The sequence below is a fragment of the Ruminococcus flavefaciens genome (assembly GCF_900116855.1).
Lineage (GTDB): Bacteria > Bacillota > Clostridia > Oscillospirales > Ruminococcaceae > Ruminococcus > Ruminococcus flavefaciens_R.
Map to the genome: position 1 here is coordinate 49639 of NZ_UETD01000009.1, position 17009 is coordinate 66647.

A 17009-nucleotide genomic window follows, 5' to 3' on the forward strand; every position below is an offset into this window, starting at 1 on the left:
GAACAAAAGATATAACTAAAGGGTGGTATAATTGGTTTTCAGCAGCTTGAAATTTATTTTCATTTTCCTGCCTGTTTTTTTGTTAGCCTATTCGGCATCTGAAAAAAAATACCGAAACGCTGTATTATTAGTATCCAGCCTTATCGTCGGTATAGTCATGTTTTACGTTATGGGGCTCCTGAGACCGCTCCCCATACTGATATATTTAGCCACTGTGATATGGGTGCTGTACGAATCCAACACAGCCAATGAAAAGCGGTTCCGCTGCGTAGTTGTCGTCATCGCTGCCGCAGCCGCAGGTTATTACCTGTTCCACATACTCCACTATGTAAAGCCCATCCCCGTTCTGATATTCATTGTTACCGCGGGTATACTGCTGATGATCTCGTATTCATCCTCACGTCTGCAATATCAGAACCTCGTTATCTTTACGGGAAGCACCATATTCTACAGCTTCGGCGTGGGAAAGCCCGTTTACGTTGCACTTTTCCTGCTGACAAATCTGCTCAACTTCATAGTGGGTCAGTTCATCGAAAACAGCAGACACGCCAAGAAGCTCTGGCTCTTTTTCGGCGTTGCCTTTAACTTCTGGTGGCTCATTTTCTTCAAGTACTGGACCTTCGGTGCCGAGAACATCAACGCCATCTTCCACCAGAGCCTTACCGTAAAGAATATCATACTCCCCATCGGTATCAGCTTCTACACCTTCCAGAATGTCTCCTACATAGCCGATGTTTACAGAGGGAAGGCGCAGGCTGAAAAGAACTTCATAAACTACGGCGCATACATCAGTATGTTCCCGCAGCTCATCGCAGGTCCTATCGTTACCTTCGATCACGTTGCAAAGGAACTCAAAAACCGTAAGCACACCCTCGCAAAAGTTGAGGACGGTCTCAAGACCTTTACTATCGGTCTTGGATATAAGGTGCTCATCGCCAATCAGGTGGGCGGACTGTGGAGCGATATTTCCATGGTAGGCTTCGACAGCATATCGTCTCCGCTGGCATGGCTTGGCATAATCGCTTATTCCTTCCAGCTCTACTTCGACTTCTGCGGCTACTCCCTTATGGCGATCGGCCTCGGCAAGATAATGGGATTTGACCTCCCGAGGAACTTCGATCACCCCTATATGTCAGTCACCATGACAGAATTCTGGCGACGCTGGCATATGACACTGGGTACATGGTTCAAGGACTATGTGTATATCCCTCTGGGCGGCAACAGAAAGGGTCCGCAGAGACTGTTCTTCAATACCCTTGTGGTATGGCTGTTCACAGGTCTCTGGCACGGCGCAAGCTGGAACTTCGTCCTCTGGGGACTGGTGCTGTTCGCCATAATCATGTCGGAAAAGTACTGGACAGGCAAGTTCTTCAACAAGCACAAGATAGTCGGTCACGCCTATATGATATTAATAATCCCGCTGACATGGCTCCTCTTTGCAGTTACCGACTTCCACGAACTGGGAGTATACTTCAGAACTCTTATCCCATTCCTGCACAAAAAGGCAGCATATGTAATGGACAATGACTACGTTCATTACTGGCACAAGTACTGGAAGTACTTTGTGGCAGGACTGATCTTCTCCACAAGGATACCCGAAGCGATCTACAAAAAGATGAAAAACTCCATCCTGACCGCAGCTGTGCTTCTGCTGGTATTCTGGGCTTCCGTTTACTGTATGTACAGAGGAATGGACGACCCCTTCATGTATTTCAGATTCTAAGGAGAGAAAAGCGTGAATAATTTTCAAAAAGGCATATATACGTTGATACTGCTGCTTACCTGCTGTGTCGCTTCACCGATAATATTCAAACAGATATGGAAAAACAGCGATATCAAGCAGCAAAAGGCTGCTGTAAAGGCTCCTGTTGTCAACACTCAGACAGCTGATACGGACAAGCCCGATTCTACCGAAGCAGCCGGTGAGACTCAGCCCACTTCCGAGGGTGAGACTGCTCCTGCCGACGCAACAGAGGCAGCCACCTCCGCTCCTGAGTCCTCAAATGGAAACTTCGCACAGAGCGGTCCCGAATACTTTGACGACGCCCTGTTTATCGGCGACTCCCGTACAGTAGGTCTCAGAGACTACGGTACACTCAAGAACGCAGATTACTACTGCGATATCGGTCTTTCGGCTTACAAGATAAACGAGACCACCATCGGCGGCAGCACCGTATGGGGTGCCCTCAACGCCAAGCAGTACGGAAAGATATACGTTATGCTGGGCATCAACGAGGTCGGCAACGATATCGAGTATACCGCTTCTGCTTACAGAAAGCTCATCGACGGCATCCGCGAGGTACAGCCAAATGCTATCGTTTATATCGAGGCTAACCTCCATGTGACCACCGCTGCACAGACCTCCCTCATCTCAAACGAGAGGATAGATATGCTCAACGCCCATATGCGTGACATGGCAGACGGAGTACATATCTTCTATATCGACATCAACAGCGTTTTCGACGACGAAACAGGCGCGCTTACCCCGGACTACACCAACGACGGTATCCACGTTCTGGGTAAGTATTACACAACATGGTGCGAATGGCTCTGCGCTAACACGGTTTCTCAGGGACAGCCTGCCGAGACTGCACCCGCTGAAAATGCTCAGGCAGCAGAACCTGAAACATTTACATCAGAGCCTGCGGAGACCGAGGCTGCAACTCAGGGACGTCCGCAGAATGAAGAATTCTCAAATCAGTGACAGTATCAGGCGGAAATTTCCGCCTGTGCTCATATAGGGACTATGAAAGGAGTACATTTATGGCAGAATTAAAACCGGGCTACAAGGGCAGGACTGTCTATAATTCCACATTCACTATACTCGAATTCCTCGGCGGAGGCGGACAGGGAAATGTCTACAGAGTTGAATGCGGCGGAAAGGAAATGGCGCTGAAATGGTACCATAAGTCCACAATCGACAAAATGAAGAACCCACAGGAATTCTACGAAAATCTCAAGGCTAACATCAAGAAGGGCGCTCCCACCAAGAACTTTCTCTGGCCTGAGGAGCTCTCCGACTGGATAGACGGCAGCTTCGGCTATATCATGCCACTTCGTCCCAAGGGCTTTGAGGAGCTGACACGCTTTCTCCTCTGGGACCCCAAGACTCGCCGCATGAAGGCAAGCTTCGCAAATATCACAGCAAGATGCAATGCCGCTATCAATATCATCGAGGGCTTCCGCGCTCTCCACAATGACGGATACAGCTATCAGGACCTGAATAACGGAAACTTCTTTATAAACCCTCAGAACGGAGATGTTCTCATCTGCGACAATGACAATGTTTCAGAGCGTGGAGTCAACTTCGGCATCGCAGGCAAGCAGCGTTATATGGCGCCCGAGGTAGTTCTCGGCGGCGCTCCCGACAAGCGATCAGACCGTTTCTCACTGGCGGTAATACTGTTCCGTATGCTCTTTATCGAGCACCCTCTCGAGGGCAAGTATTCAACTCCACCATGTATGACTCCCGAACTGGAGAAGAAGTTCTACGGCAGCGACCCTGTTTTTGTTCTCGATCCCGAGGACGATAGAAATGCCGCAAATAATCAACTGAACACCAACACTCTCCGCTTCTGGAAGATATATCCCGACTATATCCGCGACCTGTTTATACAGTCCTTCGGCAAGAGCTCCGTAAAGCCGCCCTACGACCGCGTTATCGAGCTCACATGGCTGGACGCATTCGTGAAGCTGAGAAGCGAGACTGTCCCCTGCCCTCACTGCGGCAAGGAGACCTTTATCGCTCCCAAGTATTCAGTGAACTGTATGTACTGCGGCGGTCAGCTGACCTGCACGGAGAGCATAAAGTTCAAGCGCTTTGAGCTTCCTGCATTCGGCGGTGCAAAGCTCTATGAGGGCATGACGGGCGACACCGAAGGTGACTTCCACAAGGTCATCGGCGAGGTGGTCCGCAACAAGAAGGACCCCAGCAAGCACGCTCTCCGAAATCTGACTCAGGACACATGGAGCGTAAAGCTTCCCGACAATACGGTAAAGACCGTTGACCCCAACGGCATTATGCCCATTAATAAGGGATTCGTGCTCACTATCGGCAGAAGCGAGGGCACGGTAGAATAACAAGCTCCCGAAACTAAAAAATTTGCCCCTGAGCGCTTTTGTAACGCTCAGGGGCATTGTGTTTGTTCGGTTAATAAGCTAAATCGGAATTTAACACCTTCGGTGTTAAATTCCGAAGCCCTTAGCCTTTAGCTTTTAGCCATTAAGAAGCGGCTTCGCCGCTTTATTATCGGGCGGCGGAACGCCGCCCCTACATCAGGCTAACGGCTAATGGCTATGGGCTAACGGCTTAAATCATAATTTTGCTCCGCAAAATTATGATTTATACTATTCGTCGTCGTCCTCGTCATCTTCCTCATCGTCATCAGTAGGAAGCACCTCGATTATGACCTTTTCTACGGTCTGCTCGTTGACCTCGGCTGCGGTGATACGGAAAATACCGCTCTCGGCTGTCTCTCCTGCCTCGGGGATATGCTCCATAACATCGGTGACCCAGCCGCCTACGGAAGTATAATCCGTGGTTATCATGTCCTCGTCAAGGTCAAGCATCTCCAGCATATCGCTTATGCTCATATCGCCTGCGACTTCGTACTTATCGGGTGCTATCATCATGATATTGGTCTCAATCTCGTCGTCCTCGTCGTAGATCTCGCCTACAAGCTCCTCGATTATGTCTTCAAGGGTGACAATTCCCTTTGTGCCGCCGTACTGGTCTATGACAACCGCAAGATGCACCTTTGAGCGCTGCATATCACGCATTGCTTCGCTGATGAGCTTTGTATCAGCTATGTGGGGCACCTCCTGAATGATGGAGGTTATGTCACTTCCGCCCTCAACAAGCATTTTAAAAAACGCCTTATTGGTGATGATACCGCGGATATTGTCAAGGCTCTTTTCGTAGACGGGAAGCCTTGAATACATCTCTGTGCTGAAAAGCTCCTTTATCTCGTCGATAGTTGAGCCCAGCTCCACTCCCACCACCTTTACACGGGGAATGAGTATCTCGTTGACGTTTATCTCGTCAAACTCCAGAGCGCTCTTGACCAGCTCGCTCTCCTGCTCCTCGATAACGCCCTGCTCCTCTATCTCGTCTATCATGTACTTCAACTCGTCCTCGGTAACGCTGGGAGCCTCATCGCCCTTGGATATCACCGATGAGAGCTTGTTCAGCAGCCACACAAAGGGCTTGAACACCGTCACCAGTACAGAAAGAGGTCCCGCAAAGGCAAGCGCAAGCTTTTCCGCGTTCTTTTTGGCGTAGGACTTAGGCAGCACCTCGCAGAATACCAGCACCAGCACCGTGATAACGATAGTTGATACCGCAGCGCCCTTGCTGCCCATTATACTTATAAATATGATAGTACTTACAGATGATGTGGCGATATTCACGATATTGTTTCCGATAAGCACTGCCGTCAGCACCTCGTCGAAGCGGTTAGCCAGCTTCAGCGCCTTTTTCGCCTTTTTGCTGCCCTGCGCCTCATAGTTCTTCAGACGGAGCTTGTTTACGCTGGAATAGGCTGTCTCGGTACCCGAAAAAACAGCTGAAAACACCATCATCGCTATTACAAGAACTATCTTCCATATGTCTGAACTGTCCATATAATTCCTTTCCTTAATATATAATGTTTTTATTATATCATACATTAATGAAGAATGCAAGAGGGGGAATATCATTATTTCAAGGCATTATTATCGCAGGTTTAACATAGTTTTCACATAAGGGGCTCCAATGTGAAAAAAAGTACACAAAAGCTTCCTTAAAACGATACAATTACCGCAAACTTATTTCACATAGCCCCAATATAATATAATCACAGGCTGAGGGAGAACCTCAGAGAGATATTCTGAAAGGAAAAGTGATCATTATGAATGAGTACAATTACACATACAATAACAATAATACCCCCGAGGGAAACGGAAACGACTATCAGGGCTTCAGCACTGACGGAGGCAACTCACCCAAGAAGCCAAAGAAGCATACAGGTCTCAAGGCTGCCGCTGTCGTAATGGCAATGGCTGTTGTTTCGGCAGGCTCCATCGGTACATACCGCTACTTCGCAGGTGAGAACTTCAACCGCGCTGCTGTTACAGAGGAAGAGGAGGAGACAGTCCTCAAGAACACAAAGGGAACAGATTCCTCGATCATCGCTCAGAATGTAAGCATCATCGAGCCCGTTGAGTCGGACGGCAAAGCCCTTTCAAATGAGGAGATCGTTAAGAAAGTGCTTCCCTCTGTTGTAGGTGTTGAGTCCTCATTTGAAGTTACAATGCAGAGCCAGACAGCTATCCCCGATGACTTCTTCAATTTTGGATTTGGCGGATTCGGAGGCTTCGGCGGTTATGACTACGGCGGCGAATCAGAACCCCAGACAAACATATACAAGGGCACAGGCACAGGTGTTATCGTCAGCGAGAACGGCTACATAGTTACAAACGCTCACGTTATCTATGACAGCGAGTACGGTGCAGGCCTTGCCACGGAAGTAAACGTCCTCCTCGGTGACGATGAGACATACGAGGCAGAGGTCATCGGCTATGATGTAGACCTTGATCTTGCTGTCCTGAAAATAGATGAAACAGGTCTTACACCTGCTGAATTCGGCAACAGTGACGAGCTCCAGCTGGGTGAGTCGGTAATCGCTATCGGCAACCCTCTCGGATTTGAGCTCATGAATACTGTAACCGGCGGTATGATTTCGGGTCTTGACCGTGACATCACCATCAACGACAAGGCTATGAACCTTATCCAGACCGATGCCGCCATCAACTCAGGCAACTCGGGCGGTCCCCTTATCAACAAGTACGGTCAGGTAATCGGTATCAACTCCTCCAAGATGTCTTCATCATACGGTTCATCGGAGGCTTCTATCGAGGGTATCGGATTTGCTATCCCCTCCAACGAGACTGCTGCTATCATTGACGATATCATGAAGTACGGCCACGTTACAGGCAAGCCCCAGCTCGGCATCAGCTGTCAGGCTATATCCGAGGCTGCTGCTGAGATGTACAATCTGCCTGTGGGCGTAATGGTCAAGAGCGTCAACGATGACAGTGCTGCCGAAAAGGCAGGTCTCAAAGAAGGCGATATCATCGTTGAGGCTGACGGCGAGAAGGTAACTACCACAGCAGAGCTTGTTGCCAAGAAGAACAAGCACTCCGCAGGCGATGAGTTCAAGCTGACTATCATGAGAAACGGCAGCGAAAAGACCATTACCGTAACTCTTGACGAGCAGGAATACGAGGAAGCTGAAAAGGCTGAAGACGAAAAGGATGAGGAGTCCGAGGAAGAGAACACCGAGGCTAAGAAAAAGAAGAGCGCAAAGTCCGAGGAACCCGCTGAGGAAGCCGACGAGGCTGAAGAGGAGACCACAGAAAAGTCTCAGAAGAAGAACAAGTCAGAGAAGATACCTGTTCCGGATTTCCTCGATCCCGATGCCGCTGATGACGCAGCCAGCGACGCTGAATAAGTTTTTCATTTCTCTCCTTCATATTAATATAAGATAAGCTCCCCTAAATGGGGAGCTTATTGTTTTTATCTCAATTGAAAGCAATTACTTTCTGAATGCGGAGATAGACTGCTCTATCTTTGCCATCTTCTCCTCTGCCTTTGCAAGCTTTGCCTTTTCAGCCTCTATGAGCTGTGCGGGAGCCTTTGCGATAAAGCCCTGATTATTAAGCTTTCCGCTGAGGAAGTCGATGTCCTTCTGTACCTTTGCCTTTTCCTTTTCGAGACGTGCGATCTCCTTTTCCTTGTCAACGAGCTCGTCCATAGGAATGAAGATACGGGCGGTATCTGTTACTGCATTTGCAGAATCGGGGATATCGAACTTGTCCCCTGTCTCAACTGCGGAAGCGGAAGCAAGCTTCTCGAAGAACAGCGAGCAGGAATCAAACAGTGCCTTGTCGGCAGTCTCGATGAAGAGCTTTGCCTTTACCGACGGAGGTACGTTCATCTCTGTGCGGACGTTGCGGACCGCCTTGATAGCGGAGATTATCTTCTCGAAGTCCTTCTCCTCTGCTGTGAAATCGATAGCAGGATCGTATGTTGGGTAAGTCTCGAGGATTATCATGGACTTCTCGTTATTGAGCACCTGCCATATCTCCTCAGTGATGAAAGGCATGAATGGGTGGAGGAGCTTCAGCATTCCCTGCATAGCCCATACCAGAACTGCCTGCGCCTTTGCCATGGTCTCGCCGCCTGCCTGTATACGGGGCTTTGTGAGCTCGATGTACCAGTCGCAGTAAACGTCCCAGATAAAGTCATATATCTTCTGTGAAGCTACGCCCAGCTCGTACCTGTCGAGGTTCTCGCCAACTTCCTTAGCCAGCTGATTGAACTTGTTCACCAGCCACTTGTCCTCAAGCTCCAGCTCATCGGGAAGTCCCTTGAACTCGAAGTCCTCGGGAAGATTCATCATGATGAAGCGCGATGCGTTCCAGAGCTTGTTTGCGAAGTTTCTTGCAGCCTTTACCTTGTCGTCGATATAACGCATATCGTTTCCGGGCGAGTTGCCTGTTGCCAGCATAAATCTCAGTGCGTCAGCACCGTACTCGTTGATGACCTCAAGGGGATCGATACCGTTGCCCAGTGACTTGGACATCTTGCGTCCCTGTGAGTCGCGGACAAGTCCGTGGATGAGAACTGTGTCAAAGGGAACCTTGCCCATGTTCTCAAGACCGCTGAACATCATTCTGATTACCCAGAAGAAAATGATATCATAACCTGTTACAAGGGTATTTGTGGGGTAGAAGTACTTCAGGTCCTCTGTATTATCGGGCCAGCCCAGTGTGGAGAAAGGCCAGAGCGCAGAGCTGAACCATGTATCGAGGGTATCGGGGTCCTGTCTCATGGGCTTGCCGCACTTGGGACAAACTGCGCTGCTCTCCTTGGTAACTACCATCTCGCCGCAGGCGTCACAGTAGAATGCAGGTATCTGATGTCCCCACCAGATCTGACGGGAGATACACCAGTCCTTGATATTTTCAAGCCAGTGGAAGTATATCTTGTCAAAGCGCTCGGGAACGAACTTTGTGTCGCCGTTCTTTACAGCCTTTATAGCAGGCTCGGCAAGGGGCTTCATCTTTACGAACCACTGTGTGGACACCTTGGGCTCTACGGTAGTTCCGCAGCGGTAGCAGGTTCCTACGTTATGGCTGTATTCCTCTATCTTTACGAGAGCGCCTTCCTTTTCGAGGTCCTCGACTATCTTCTTTCTTGCCTCATAGCGGTCCATGCCTGCATATGCGGGATAGTCGTCAACGATGGTGGCGTCGTCGTTCATTACGTTGATAACAGGCAGGTTATGACGGAGACCTACCTCGAAGTCGTTGGGGTCGTGAGCAGGTGTGATCTTAACAACACCTGTACCGAAGTCCATCTCAACATAGTCATCGGCAACAATGGGTATCTCACGGTGAACGATAGGCAGGATAACTGTCTTGCCGACGAGGTCTGTGTAGCGCTCGTCCTTGGGGTTTACAGCAACAGCTGTATCGCCGAGGAGAGTCTCGGGACGGGTGGTAGCAAGCTCCAGATAGCCGTCGGAGTCCTTGATCTTATAGCGGAGGTGCCAGAAATGGCCTGCCTGATCCTCGTAAGTAACCTCAGCGTCTGAAAGTGAGGTCTTACACTTGGGGCACCAGTTGATTATACGCTCGCCTCTGTAAATAAGGCCTTTTTCGTAGTACTTGATGAAGACTTCCTTGACAGCCTTTGAGCAGCCCTCGTCCATGGTAAAGCGCTCTCTTGACCAGTCGCATGATGAGCCCAGCTTCTTGAGCTGCTCAACGATACGGCCGCCGTACTGCTTCTTCCACTCCCATGCGCGCTTCATGAAGCCTTCGCGTCCCAGATCCTCCTTGGTAACGCCTTCCTTGCGCATAGCCTCAACGATCTTAGCCTCTGTTGCGATAGCAGCGTGATCTGTACCGGGGAGCCACAGTGCGCTGTAGCCGCTCATTCTCTTCCAGCGGATAAGGATATCCTGTAGAGTCTCATCAAGAGCGTGTCCCATGTGGAGCTGTCCTGTGATGTTCGGAGGGGGGATAACTATAGTATAGGGTGTCTTCTTGGGGTCAGCCTCTGCGCGGAAGCAGCCCTTCTCGTTCCATGCGGCATATATCCTGTCCTCAAAGTCCTTGGGATCGTATGCCTTTGCAAGTTCCTTTGCCATTTCGATCAATTCTCCTTTTGAATTTTTTTCGATCATAAGTTGAAAGCTGAAAGTGGAGAGTTGAAAGTTATTGTATCTGCTTATGCAGATATATTTGAATATTCCGTCCTTGACGGCACTATAACTCTCAATTCTCAACTCTGAACTCTCAACTGACAATAAAAAAGTCCGTCCTGCACCTTTCGGTCCAGGGCGAACTAAAGTCCGTGTTACCACCTGAATTCGGGAATTCTCCCGCACTCTGCGAAGCCGCTGAGCTTCTTCCCCTGTAACGTGAGGATCACGCCGCATACTACTGAGCAAAAGCCGTTGGCACGCGAAGCTCCGAAGCTACTTCCGCAAGCCCCTCATACTGCCTTTCACCCTGCGGCAGCTCTCTGAAAATCGGGTCTCCTGCATACTCCTCTTCATCATCGCCTTTGAATACTCTCCTATTATACACGATTAATTCCCGTTTGTCAAGACGGAAAATCAAGAACTTAGAACTTAGAAACAGTTACCATTTCATCGAGATATGTAAACAACTCTACCATCAAGATTTCTTCTCTTGTTAATTCATTAATCATTGACATTTTTATACTCCTTTTTTCCGTATTTATTCAAATCGAATTTCTTCTCTTCACGAATTATCTTTCCATTAGCTCCTTTTATATAAACTGTTATATGAGGATCGGCGTATTGCCCATCATCTATAAATGTTAAACCGGAATCATATACTATACTTTCATCGTTATAAAAATCTGTATAATTATTAATGTTTATCTTTTTAAATTCATCTGCATAAACTACTGTAATTCTTGTATTAGCACTAGTTCCTTTACTGCATTGCCAATGATAATAATCTGTGTTGAAATCTTTTAATTTTTCCTCATCACATATTTCTTCTGAAATAAATATTTGATTTTGTCCGCTAATTTTACAGTAATAGTAATCATCATTCATTTCACTGATATCTTCATAATCGCATTCAAAATGTCTTATATATACTACAGCTTTGTCCGAATTAAAATAGTCCTGAACGAAATCATTATACATCTTTTCAAACTTACCTCTCAGAGAAGCACTGACATAATCATCTGTGAATTCTCCCTTTTCATCCGACTTAACTGTTACGTAGTTCCTACCTCCGTCCGTACCAAGCTCCTTAGGATATGCAAAAAACTGTTCCTTTTCCATGAGTCCGGCAGGAATATATCCAGCATATTCAAACTCCATTCCGTACTTGTCATCAAGATATTTCTTCATCTCATACATACGGCGTATTGCTATCTGTTGTGAGACATCAAGCTCTTCATATTCTGTCGGCAGCCCCTCTGCCGCAAGAACCTCTTTCTGCCAGTCGTTGAGCAATTCTGTCTGCGTTGTCGGTGTGGTTTGTGTTGCTGTTTTGCCGCAGGAGAAAAGCCCTGCTGTGAGAAATGCTGCTGTAATTAGTGTGATGATCTTTTTCATAAGTATCGCTCCTTTGGTCATATTATAACACGGTTTCGCAATGAATGTAAACCCGTCGGCTGTCACTTTCGCAGTGACATTCGTAATTATTTTCACCGCTGATACTGAAAAATCTCCGTTTTCCCCTTGCACTCCGCGAAAAACTGTGTTATAATATATGTATCTATGTTTGAAAGGATTTGAAACTATGATCATACTTGACGAACTCAGAGTCGAAATGACAGGCTACCGCAAGGAAATGGCGGAGCTTGCTGACGTTCTGAATATAGAAGCTGCAAAAAAGCGCGTTGAAGAGCTTGGCGAGGAAACTGCCAAGGAGGGCTTCTGGGACGACCTCGAAAACTCCCAGAAGGTGCTCAAGGAGCAGAAGTCCCTTGAGAAGAAGATCGAGAAGTACAATCAGCTCAACGAGAACCTCGAAGATATAATCACTCTCATCGAGCTCTCTATCGAGGCTGATGACGAGAGCGACATCGAGGAGATAAAGAAGGAGTCGGAAGCCTTCAAGACCAAGCTGGAGGACGAAAAGCTGGCTACTCTCCTTAACGGCGAATACGACAACGCCAACGCTATCCTCACTTTCCACGCAGGTGCAGGCGGTACAGAGGCTCAGGACTGGGCAGAAATGCTCTACCGTATGTACAACCGCTGGGCTGAGCGCCACGAGTTCAAGGTAGAGCTCCTTGACTATCTCGACGGCGACGAAGCAGGTATGAAGTCAGCTTCCATCCTCATCGAGGGCGAAAACGCCTACGGCTACATGAAGTCCGAGTCAGGTGTTCACAGACTTGTCCGTGTATCTCCCTTTGATGCACAGGGACGCCGCCACACTTCATTCGCAGCTCTGGAAGTTATGCCCGAGCTGGATGACTCTATCGAGGTAGATATCCGTCCCGAGGATATCGAAATGGAGGTTTACCGTTCAAGCGGTGCAGGCGGACAGAAGGTAAACAAGACCAGCTCTGCTGTACGTCTTATCCATAAGCCCACAGGTATAGTTGTTTCCTGCCAGACTCAGCGAAGCCAGTACCAGAACAAGGACTACGCCATGAAGATGCTCCGTTCAAAGCTGGTTGAGATCAAGGAGCGCGAGCACCTCGAAAAGATCGAGGATATCAAGGGCGTTCAGAACCAGATCGCGTGGGGCTCGCAGATACGTTCATATGTATTCATGCCCTACACCCTCGTAAAGGACACCCGTACAGGCTTTGAAAACGGCAATATACAGGCTGTTATGGACGGCGACATCGACGGCTTCATCAATGCTTACCTGAAGTCGCTCTCACACGGAACTCTTGAAAAGTAATGAAAAACGCTAAGATCCTTTCTGTGATCGCAGTTATTTTCATTATTGCAGGCATTTCCGCTAAATTCTTCATGCCATCGCTTTTCTACGGCTATATTTACCCATTCAGTAGGATAAAGGGAAGTGTTTCAATCACAGTTGACGGAAAGAACATTCCGCTTTCCGACTGCAAGATCAGCTGTATTCATCAGGATAAGAAAGAAAAAGCCCATGTCATCGGCAGCAGACTCAGCACCCGCGCCGGCAAGTATGGTCGTTATAAGTTTATTATCGAGCATGACGGCATCGAAATACCGTTTTATTTCTACCAGTCAAACAGCTGGAACTGCGAAAAATTCGAGCTTTCATTCAGCGTTGACACAGAAAAGCGCACAATATCATGCACAGGCTGGACAAGAGGTCTTGACGAAAAAGGCTTTAAGGAAGAAAAACTTGATATAGTCAGGACTATAACATTTGACGATATCTCTCCTGAAGGGATAGGCATTTCATCTGTGTAAAAGTATAATTTAAGGGACGGTCATTCCGTCCCTTTTTTATGCCCTTTCCGCATATTCAGAAAACACTCGTCAGCTTCGGTGTTTCGCCGCTCTTCATTATCTCCAGCATATCCCGGAGCTCCGCAAGCTCGGATTGCAGCTCCTCGCTGTTGTTCTCCGCAAGGTGGACTATCCGCGAGAATATCCTGTCCACGTCTGTCAGCCTGTCATACTTCAGCAGCACCGACGCTTTAGTGCGGAAGTCCTCCCACTCTGTGCTCAGTTCCCCTGCGCGAATAGCCGCTTCGTCGGTTTCTCCCCTCTCGGCAAGCTCCGATATAATGTCGAGTTTTTCAAGCATTTCGCCGCAGCGGCGGTTCACCCACAGGCTTGAACAGACGCTTATGCCTATGAGCAGCAGTATGATGACTGCGCTTATCTTAGTCCTTGTCACTATTGTCCCCTCCTATTGTGAATATATGGGGCGGACTCCCCTTTTTATCCGCTATGAAGCACTTTCCTGCGGCGTCCGCTGTCATGATAAAGACCTCCTCAACTGTCATGCCGCGGCTTTTCAGCAGTGTTTCCACAACGCTCCTGCTGAGCTTTGCCGCCGAAAGCGCCTTTTCCACAAAGTCCCCGTCGGAGATAATGAGCACAGGCGGATCATTCTCCTCCGCCCTTATATGCATATCCATCCTTGTCGGAGTGTCTGCCGAGGGCTTTTTCATTACAGACACGCTGCCCGTGGTCTCCACTATGGCGAACTGCACCTCGTCAAGGTCGAAGATATCTTTACTGCGAAGCGCCATGAGCAGGTCGTCCACCGAAAAGCGAAGCTCCCGCAGGATATCGCGCTCAATGCAGCCTCCCCTGACCACTATCTTGGGACTTCCCGATATGAGCTTCCTCAGCCTCGGGAACTTCAGATCCAGCCACGACACCAGCACCTCAAAGCAGACCAGCGCAAGTATGGGCGTAACTCCAACAATTACGGGAATGTTGACGTCCTCAATGGGAAGTGTGGCGATATTGGACACAAGAATGGTTATGACCAGCTCAGAGGGCTGGAGCTCCCCGAGCTGGCGCTTGCCCATGAGTCGTACCGCAAAGATGACCAGAATATACAGCAGCAGTGATCTTATCAGAATAACACACATAAAAACAGCTCCTTCGGGAGTATTGTCCCCCGAAAGAGCCTTTATATTCGCAAAGACGCAAAAAGCCCCGAAGCGGCACAGAACCGCTCGGGGCTGTATTTATTCGGAAAAGCGCTTATTGTACTCGTTATAAGCCTTGACGATCAACTCCGCACAGAGCTCGTCGCCAAGCTGAGCACTGTTCAGGCATAGAGCATACTGATCCTTGTCCTGCCATACTCTGCCCGTATTTACGTTATAGAAGGTCTCGCGGCGCTTGTCAGCCTTTTTCATCACCGACTCAGCCTTATTCTCATTAATGTCATACTGCTCGATAGCACGCTTGATCCTGTACTCGGGATCGGCGTAGATATACACGCTGAAGCAGCCCTTTTCCTCAAGGATATAGCTTCCGCAGCGTCCTACCAGTACGAAGCTCTTCTCATTATCGGCTATCTCGTTGATGATACGGCTCTCCATTAGGAACACCTTATCGGAGAGGGGAAGATTTTCCTCCATTGTCCTCGCAGGATTTGCCGACAGGAGCAGTGAATACAGAAAGCTTGTGGGGACGTTCTCCTCAGCGCTCTCGAGATATTCGGGTGCGATACCGCACCTCTGCGCTGTCATTTCAAGTATCTGTCTGTTATAGCAGTTTATTCCAAGCTTTTCGGCAGTAAGCCTACCGATATTGCTTCCACCGCTGCCGTACTGTCTTTCTATAGTGATTATTGTCTTTTTCATCGGATAATACCCCCGCTATATAAGATTTCTTATTATATATGATAAATTAACTACAGATATATTATACCACGTTTTGCACATATTTCAAGTTTATTCAGAGGAATAATTGTCTAAATAGTAAAATTCTATATTTTCAACAATTTCACTTCCCCCGAATTGTGCAATTTTCAAGGCAAAAAGACCTCCCGTCGGTATTTACAACGGGAGGTCTCGGTTTACTTTACTGCCTTACTGATGAGTCACTATCAGTTGCTTATTATCAAACGCAGCCCTGAGCCTTCATTGCCTCAGCAACCTTGAGGAAGCCTGCAATGTTAGCACCTGCCATGTAGTTGCCTTCCATGCCGTACTCCTTAGCAGCATCGTCGCAAGCCTTGAAGATGGACTTCATGATGCCGTGGAGCTTCTCGTCAACCTCTTCAAATGTCCAGCTCAGTCTCTCGCTGTTCTGGCTCATTTCGAGACCTGATGTTGCAACGCCGCCTGCGTTAGCAGCCTTAGCAGGACCATAGAGGAGACCGTTTGAGAGATATGTCTCGATAGCCTCGGGAGTTGAAGGCATATTTGCGCCCTCAGCGATAGCAAAACCGCCGTTAGCAACGATAGCCTTAGCGCCCTCGCCGTCGATCTCGTTCTGTGTAGCGCAGGGAAGAGCGATATCAAGCTTGATGCCGCCTGCATTGCACTTGAGTGTCCAAACGCTGCCCTCGTGGTACTCAGCGTTCTTGTGTGAAGTTCTTGAAGCGTACTCCTTGATACGTCCGCGCTCGACCTCCTTGATCTGCTTAACGAGATCAAGCTCGATTCCGTCGGGATCGTAGATATAACCGTTAGAGTCGGAAACTGTAACTACCTTAGCGCCATACTGTGTAGCCTTTTCTGTAGCGTAGATAGCAACGTTGCCTGAACCTGAGATAACAACTGTCTTGCCCTCGAAGCTCTTGCCGTTAGCCTGGAGCATCTCGTTTGTGAAGTAGCACAGACCGTAACCTGTAGCCTCTGTTCTTGCAAGTGAACCGCCGTATGTAAGGCCCTTACCTGTGAGAACGCCAACAAACTCGTTGCGGATTCTCTTGTACTGACCGAACATGAAGCCGATCTCTCTTGCGCCTGTTCCGATATCACCAGCAGGAACGTCGCAGTCAGCGCCGATGTGCTTGCAGAGCTCTGTCATGAAGCTCTGGCAGAAACGCATGATCTCTCCGTCGCTCTTGCCCTTGGGGTCGAAGTCGGAACCGCCCTTGCCGCCGCCCATGGGCAGTGTTGTAAGGCTGTTCTTGAATACCTGCTCAAAACCGAGGAACTTGATGATTCCGAGGTATACTGAGGGGTGAAGTCTGATACCGCCCTTGTAAGGTCCGATAGCAGAGTTGAACTGTACTCTGAAGCCTCTGTTTACCTGTACCTTGCCGTTGTCATCAACCCACGGTACACGGAAGATGATCTGTCTCTCAGGCTCTACGATACGCTCAAAAACGCCTGCATCGATGAGATCCTGTCTCTTCTCTGCAACGGGCTGGAGTGTCTCGAGGACCTCTGTAACAGCCTGGATGAACTCAGGCTCGCCGGGATTTCTCTTTTCTACTCTTGCTAATAAATCGATGAGATACTGATTTTTTAACGCCATTGTTAAAAAACCTCCTTTAATAAATTCTGCGGTACTCGCAGTTCATTTAAAATTATATCACTCCCG

The 17009-nt window shown here is 48.5% G+C and carries 13 protein-coding genes and 1 other annotated feature; of the genes, 6 read left to right on the forward strand and 7 right to left on the reverse strand.

The window, feature by feature from the left end:
- Positions 1-157 precede the first annotated feature (157 nt).
- The 3 genes from DSZ37_RS10390 to DSZ37_RS10400 are packed head-to-tail and all read left to right on the forward strand — an operon-like array spanning position 158 to position 4080.
- Entirely contained in the window at positions 158-1723 is a 1566-nt protein-coding gene (locus DSZ37_RS10390) for an MBOAT family O-acyltransferase (protein ID WP_242978614.1), read from the forward strand.
- A gap of 12 nt (positions 1724-1735) precedes the next feature.
- Positions 1736-2704: a GDSL-type esterase/lipase family protein gene (locus tag DSZ37_RS10395; protein WP_109726844.1), complete on the forward strand. Its 969-nt coding sequence runs from the start codon at positions 1736-1738 to the stop codon at positions 2702-2704.
- Positions 2705-2763: 59 nt separating this feature from the next.
- Positions 2764-4080 (forward strand): protein kinase domain-containing protein, encoded by a 1317-nt coding sequence (locus tag DSZ37_RS10400; RefSeq protein ID WP_109726845.1) that lies wholly within the window; start codon positions 2764-2766, stop codon positions 4078-4080.
- Between the two features lie 267 nt (positions 4081-4347).
- Here the strand turns inward: DSZ37_RS10400 and DSZ37_RS10405 are convergent, their stop codons facing one another.
- Positions 4348-5622, reverse strand: coding sequence for a hemolysin family protein (locus DSZ37_RS10405; protein WP_109726846.1), 1275 nt, complete (start codon positions 5620-5622; stop codon positions 4348-4350).
- Between the two features lie 266 nt (positions 5623-5888).
- Between DSZ37_RS10405 and DSZ37_RS10410 the strand changes: the two genes are divergently transcribed.
- Complete coding sequence (locus DSZ37_RS10410; protein WP_109726847.1) at positions 5889-7490, forward strand: S1C family serine protease; 1602 nt, start codon at positions 5889-5891, stop codon at positions 7488-7490.
- A gap of 84 nt (positions 7491-7574) precedes the next feature.
- On the opposite strand, the gene DSZ37_RS10415 is transcribed toward DSZ37_RS10410, so the two are convergent.
- Both DSZ37_RS10415 and DSZ37_RS10420 read right to left on the reverse strand, forming a co-directional pair.
- Positions 7575-10196 (reverse strand): valine--tRNA ligase, encoded by a 2622-nt coding sequence (locus tag DSZ37_RS10415; RefSeq protein ID WP_109726848.1) that lies wholly within the window; start codon positions 10194-10196, stop codon positions 7575-7577.
- Between the two features lie 185 nt (positions 10197-10381).
- Positions 10382-10619: a binding site (T-box leader), on the reverse strand.
- Positions 10620-10754: 135 nt separating this feature from the next.
- Positions 10755-11648: a hypothetical protein gene (locus tag DSZ37_RS10420; protein WP_146198177.1), complete on the reverse strand. Its 894-nt coding sequence runs from the start codon at positions 11646-11648 to the stop codon at positions 10755-10757.
- 187 nt (positions 11649-11835) lie between these two features.
- Between DSZ37_RS10420 and prfB the strand changes: the two genes are divergently transcribed.
- Positions 11836-12954, forward strand: a complete 1119-nt coding sequence (gene prfB, locus DSZ37_RS10425; RefSeq protein WP_109726850.1) for a peptide chain release factor 2 — start codon at positions 11836-11838, stop codon at positions 12952-12954.
- Positions 12954-13454 carry a hypothetical protein gene (locus tag DSZ37_RS10430; protein WP_109726851.1) on the forward strand — a complete coding sequence of 167 codons (501 nt, stop codon included), beginning with the start codon at positions 12954-12956 and terminating at the stop codon, positions 13452-13454. Before prfB ends, DSZ37_RS10430 begins: the two co-directional genes overlap by 1 nt.
- A gap of 55 nt (positions 13455-13509) precedes the next feature.
- Here DSZ37_RS10430 and DSZ37_RS10435 read toward each other — a convergent pair whose 3' ends face one another.
- The 4 genes from DSZ37_RS10435 to gdhA all read right to left on the reverse strand — a co-directional run bounded on the left by DSZ37_RS10435 (position 13510) and on the right by gdhA (position 16943).
- A complete protein-coding gene (locus DSZ37_RS10435) occupies positions 13510-13887 on the reverse strand; it encodes a DUF4363 family protein (RefSeq protein ID WP_181380299.1) in 378 nt (125 codons plus the stop codon).
- On the reverse strand, positions 13874-14593 hold the full coding sequence (locus DSZ37_RS10440; RefSeq protein WP_109726853.1) for a DUF421 domain-containing protein: 720 nt from the start codon (positions 14591-14593) through the stop codon (positions 13874-13876). Before DSZ37_RS10440 ends, DSZ37_RS10435 begins: the two co-directional genes overlap by 14 nt.
- A 99-nt stretch (positions 14594-14692) precedes the next feature.
- Positions 14693-15316 carry an AAA family ATPase gene (locus DSZ37_RS10445; RefSeq protein ID WP_109726854.1) on the reverse strand — a complete coding sequence of 208 codons (624 nt, stop codon included), beginning with the start codon at positions 15314-15316 and terminating at the stop codon, positions 14693-14695.
- A gap of 259 nt (positions 15317-15575) precedes the next feature.
- A complete protein-coding gene (gene gdhA, locus DSZ37_RS10450) occupies positions 15576-16943 on the reverse strand; it encodes an NADP-specific glutamate dehydrogenase (protein ID WP_109726855.1) in 1368 nt (455 codons plus the stop codon).
- Between the last annotated feature and the right edge of the window lie 66 nt (positions 16944-17009).

Excerpts from the sequence above, each read along its gene's own strand:
- DSZ37_RS10430 (WP_109726851.1), top strand. The coding sequence starts at position 12,954 with ATGAAAAACGCTAAGATCCTTTCTGTGATCGCAGTTATTTTCATTATT.
- gdhA (WP_109726855.1), bottom strand. The coding sequence starts at position 16,943 with ATGGCGTTAAAAAATCAGTATCTCATCGATTTATTAGCAAGAGTAGAA.
- DSZ37_RS10445 (WP_109726854.1), bottom strand. The coding sequence starts at position 15,316 with ATGAAAAAGACAATAATCACTATAGAAAGACAGTACGGCAGCGGTGGA.
- DSZ37_RS10420 (WP_146198177.1), bottom strand. The coding sequence starts at position 11,648 with ATGAAAAAGATCATCACACTAATTACAGCAGCATTTCTCACAGCAGGG.
- DSZ37_RS10400 (WP_109726845.1), top strand. The coding sequence starts at position 2,764 with ATGGCAGAATTAAAACCGGGCTACAAGGGCAGGACTGTCTATAATTCC.
- DSZ37_RS10415 (WP_109726848.1), bottom strand. The coding sequence starts at position 10,196 with ATGGCAAAGGAACTTGCAAAGGCATACGATCCCAAGGACTTTGAGGAC.
- DSZ37_RS10410 (WP_109726847.1), top strand. The coding sequence starts at position 5,889 with ATGAATGAGTACAATTACACATACAATAACAATAATACCCCCGAGGGA.
- DSZ37_RS10405 (WP_109726846.1), bottom strand. The coding sequence starts at position 5,622 with ATGGACAGTTCAGACATATGGAAGATAGTTCTTGTAATAGCGATGATG.
- prfB (WP_109726850.1), top strand. The coding sequence starts at position 11,836 with ATGATCATACTTGACGAACTCAGAGTCGAAATGACAGGCTACCGCAAG.
- DSZ37_RS10440 (WP_109726853.1), bottom strand. The coding sequence starts at position 14,593 with ATGTGTGTTATTCTGATAAGATCACTGCTGCTGTATATTCTGGTCATC.
- DSZ37_RS10390 (WP_242978614.1), top strand. The coding sequence starts at position 158 with ATGTTTTACGTTATGGGGCTCCTGAGACCGCTCCCCATACTGATATAT.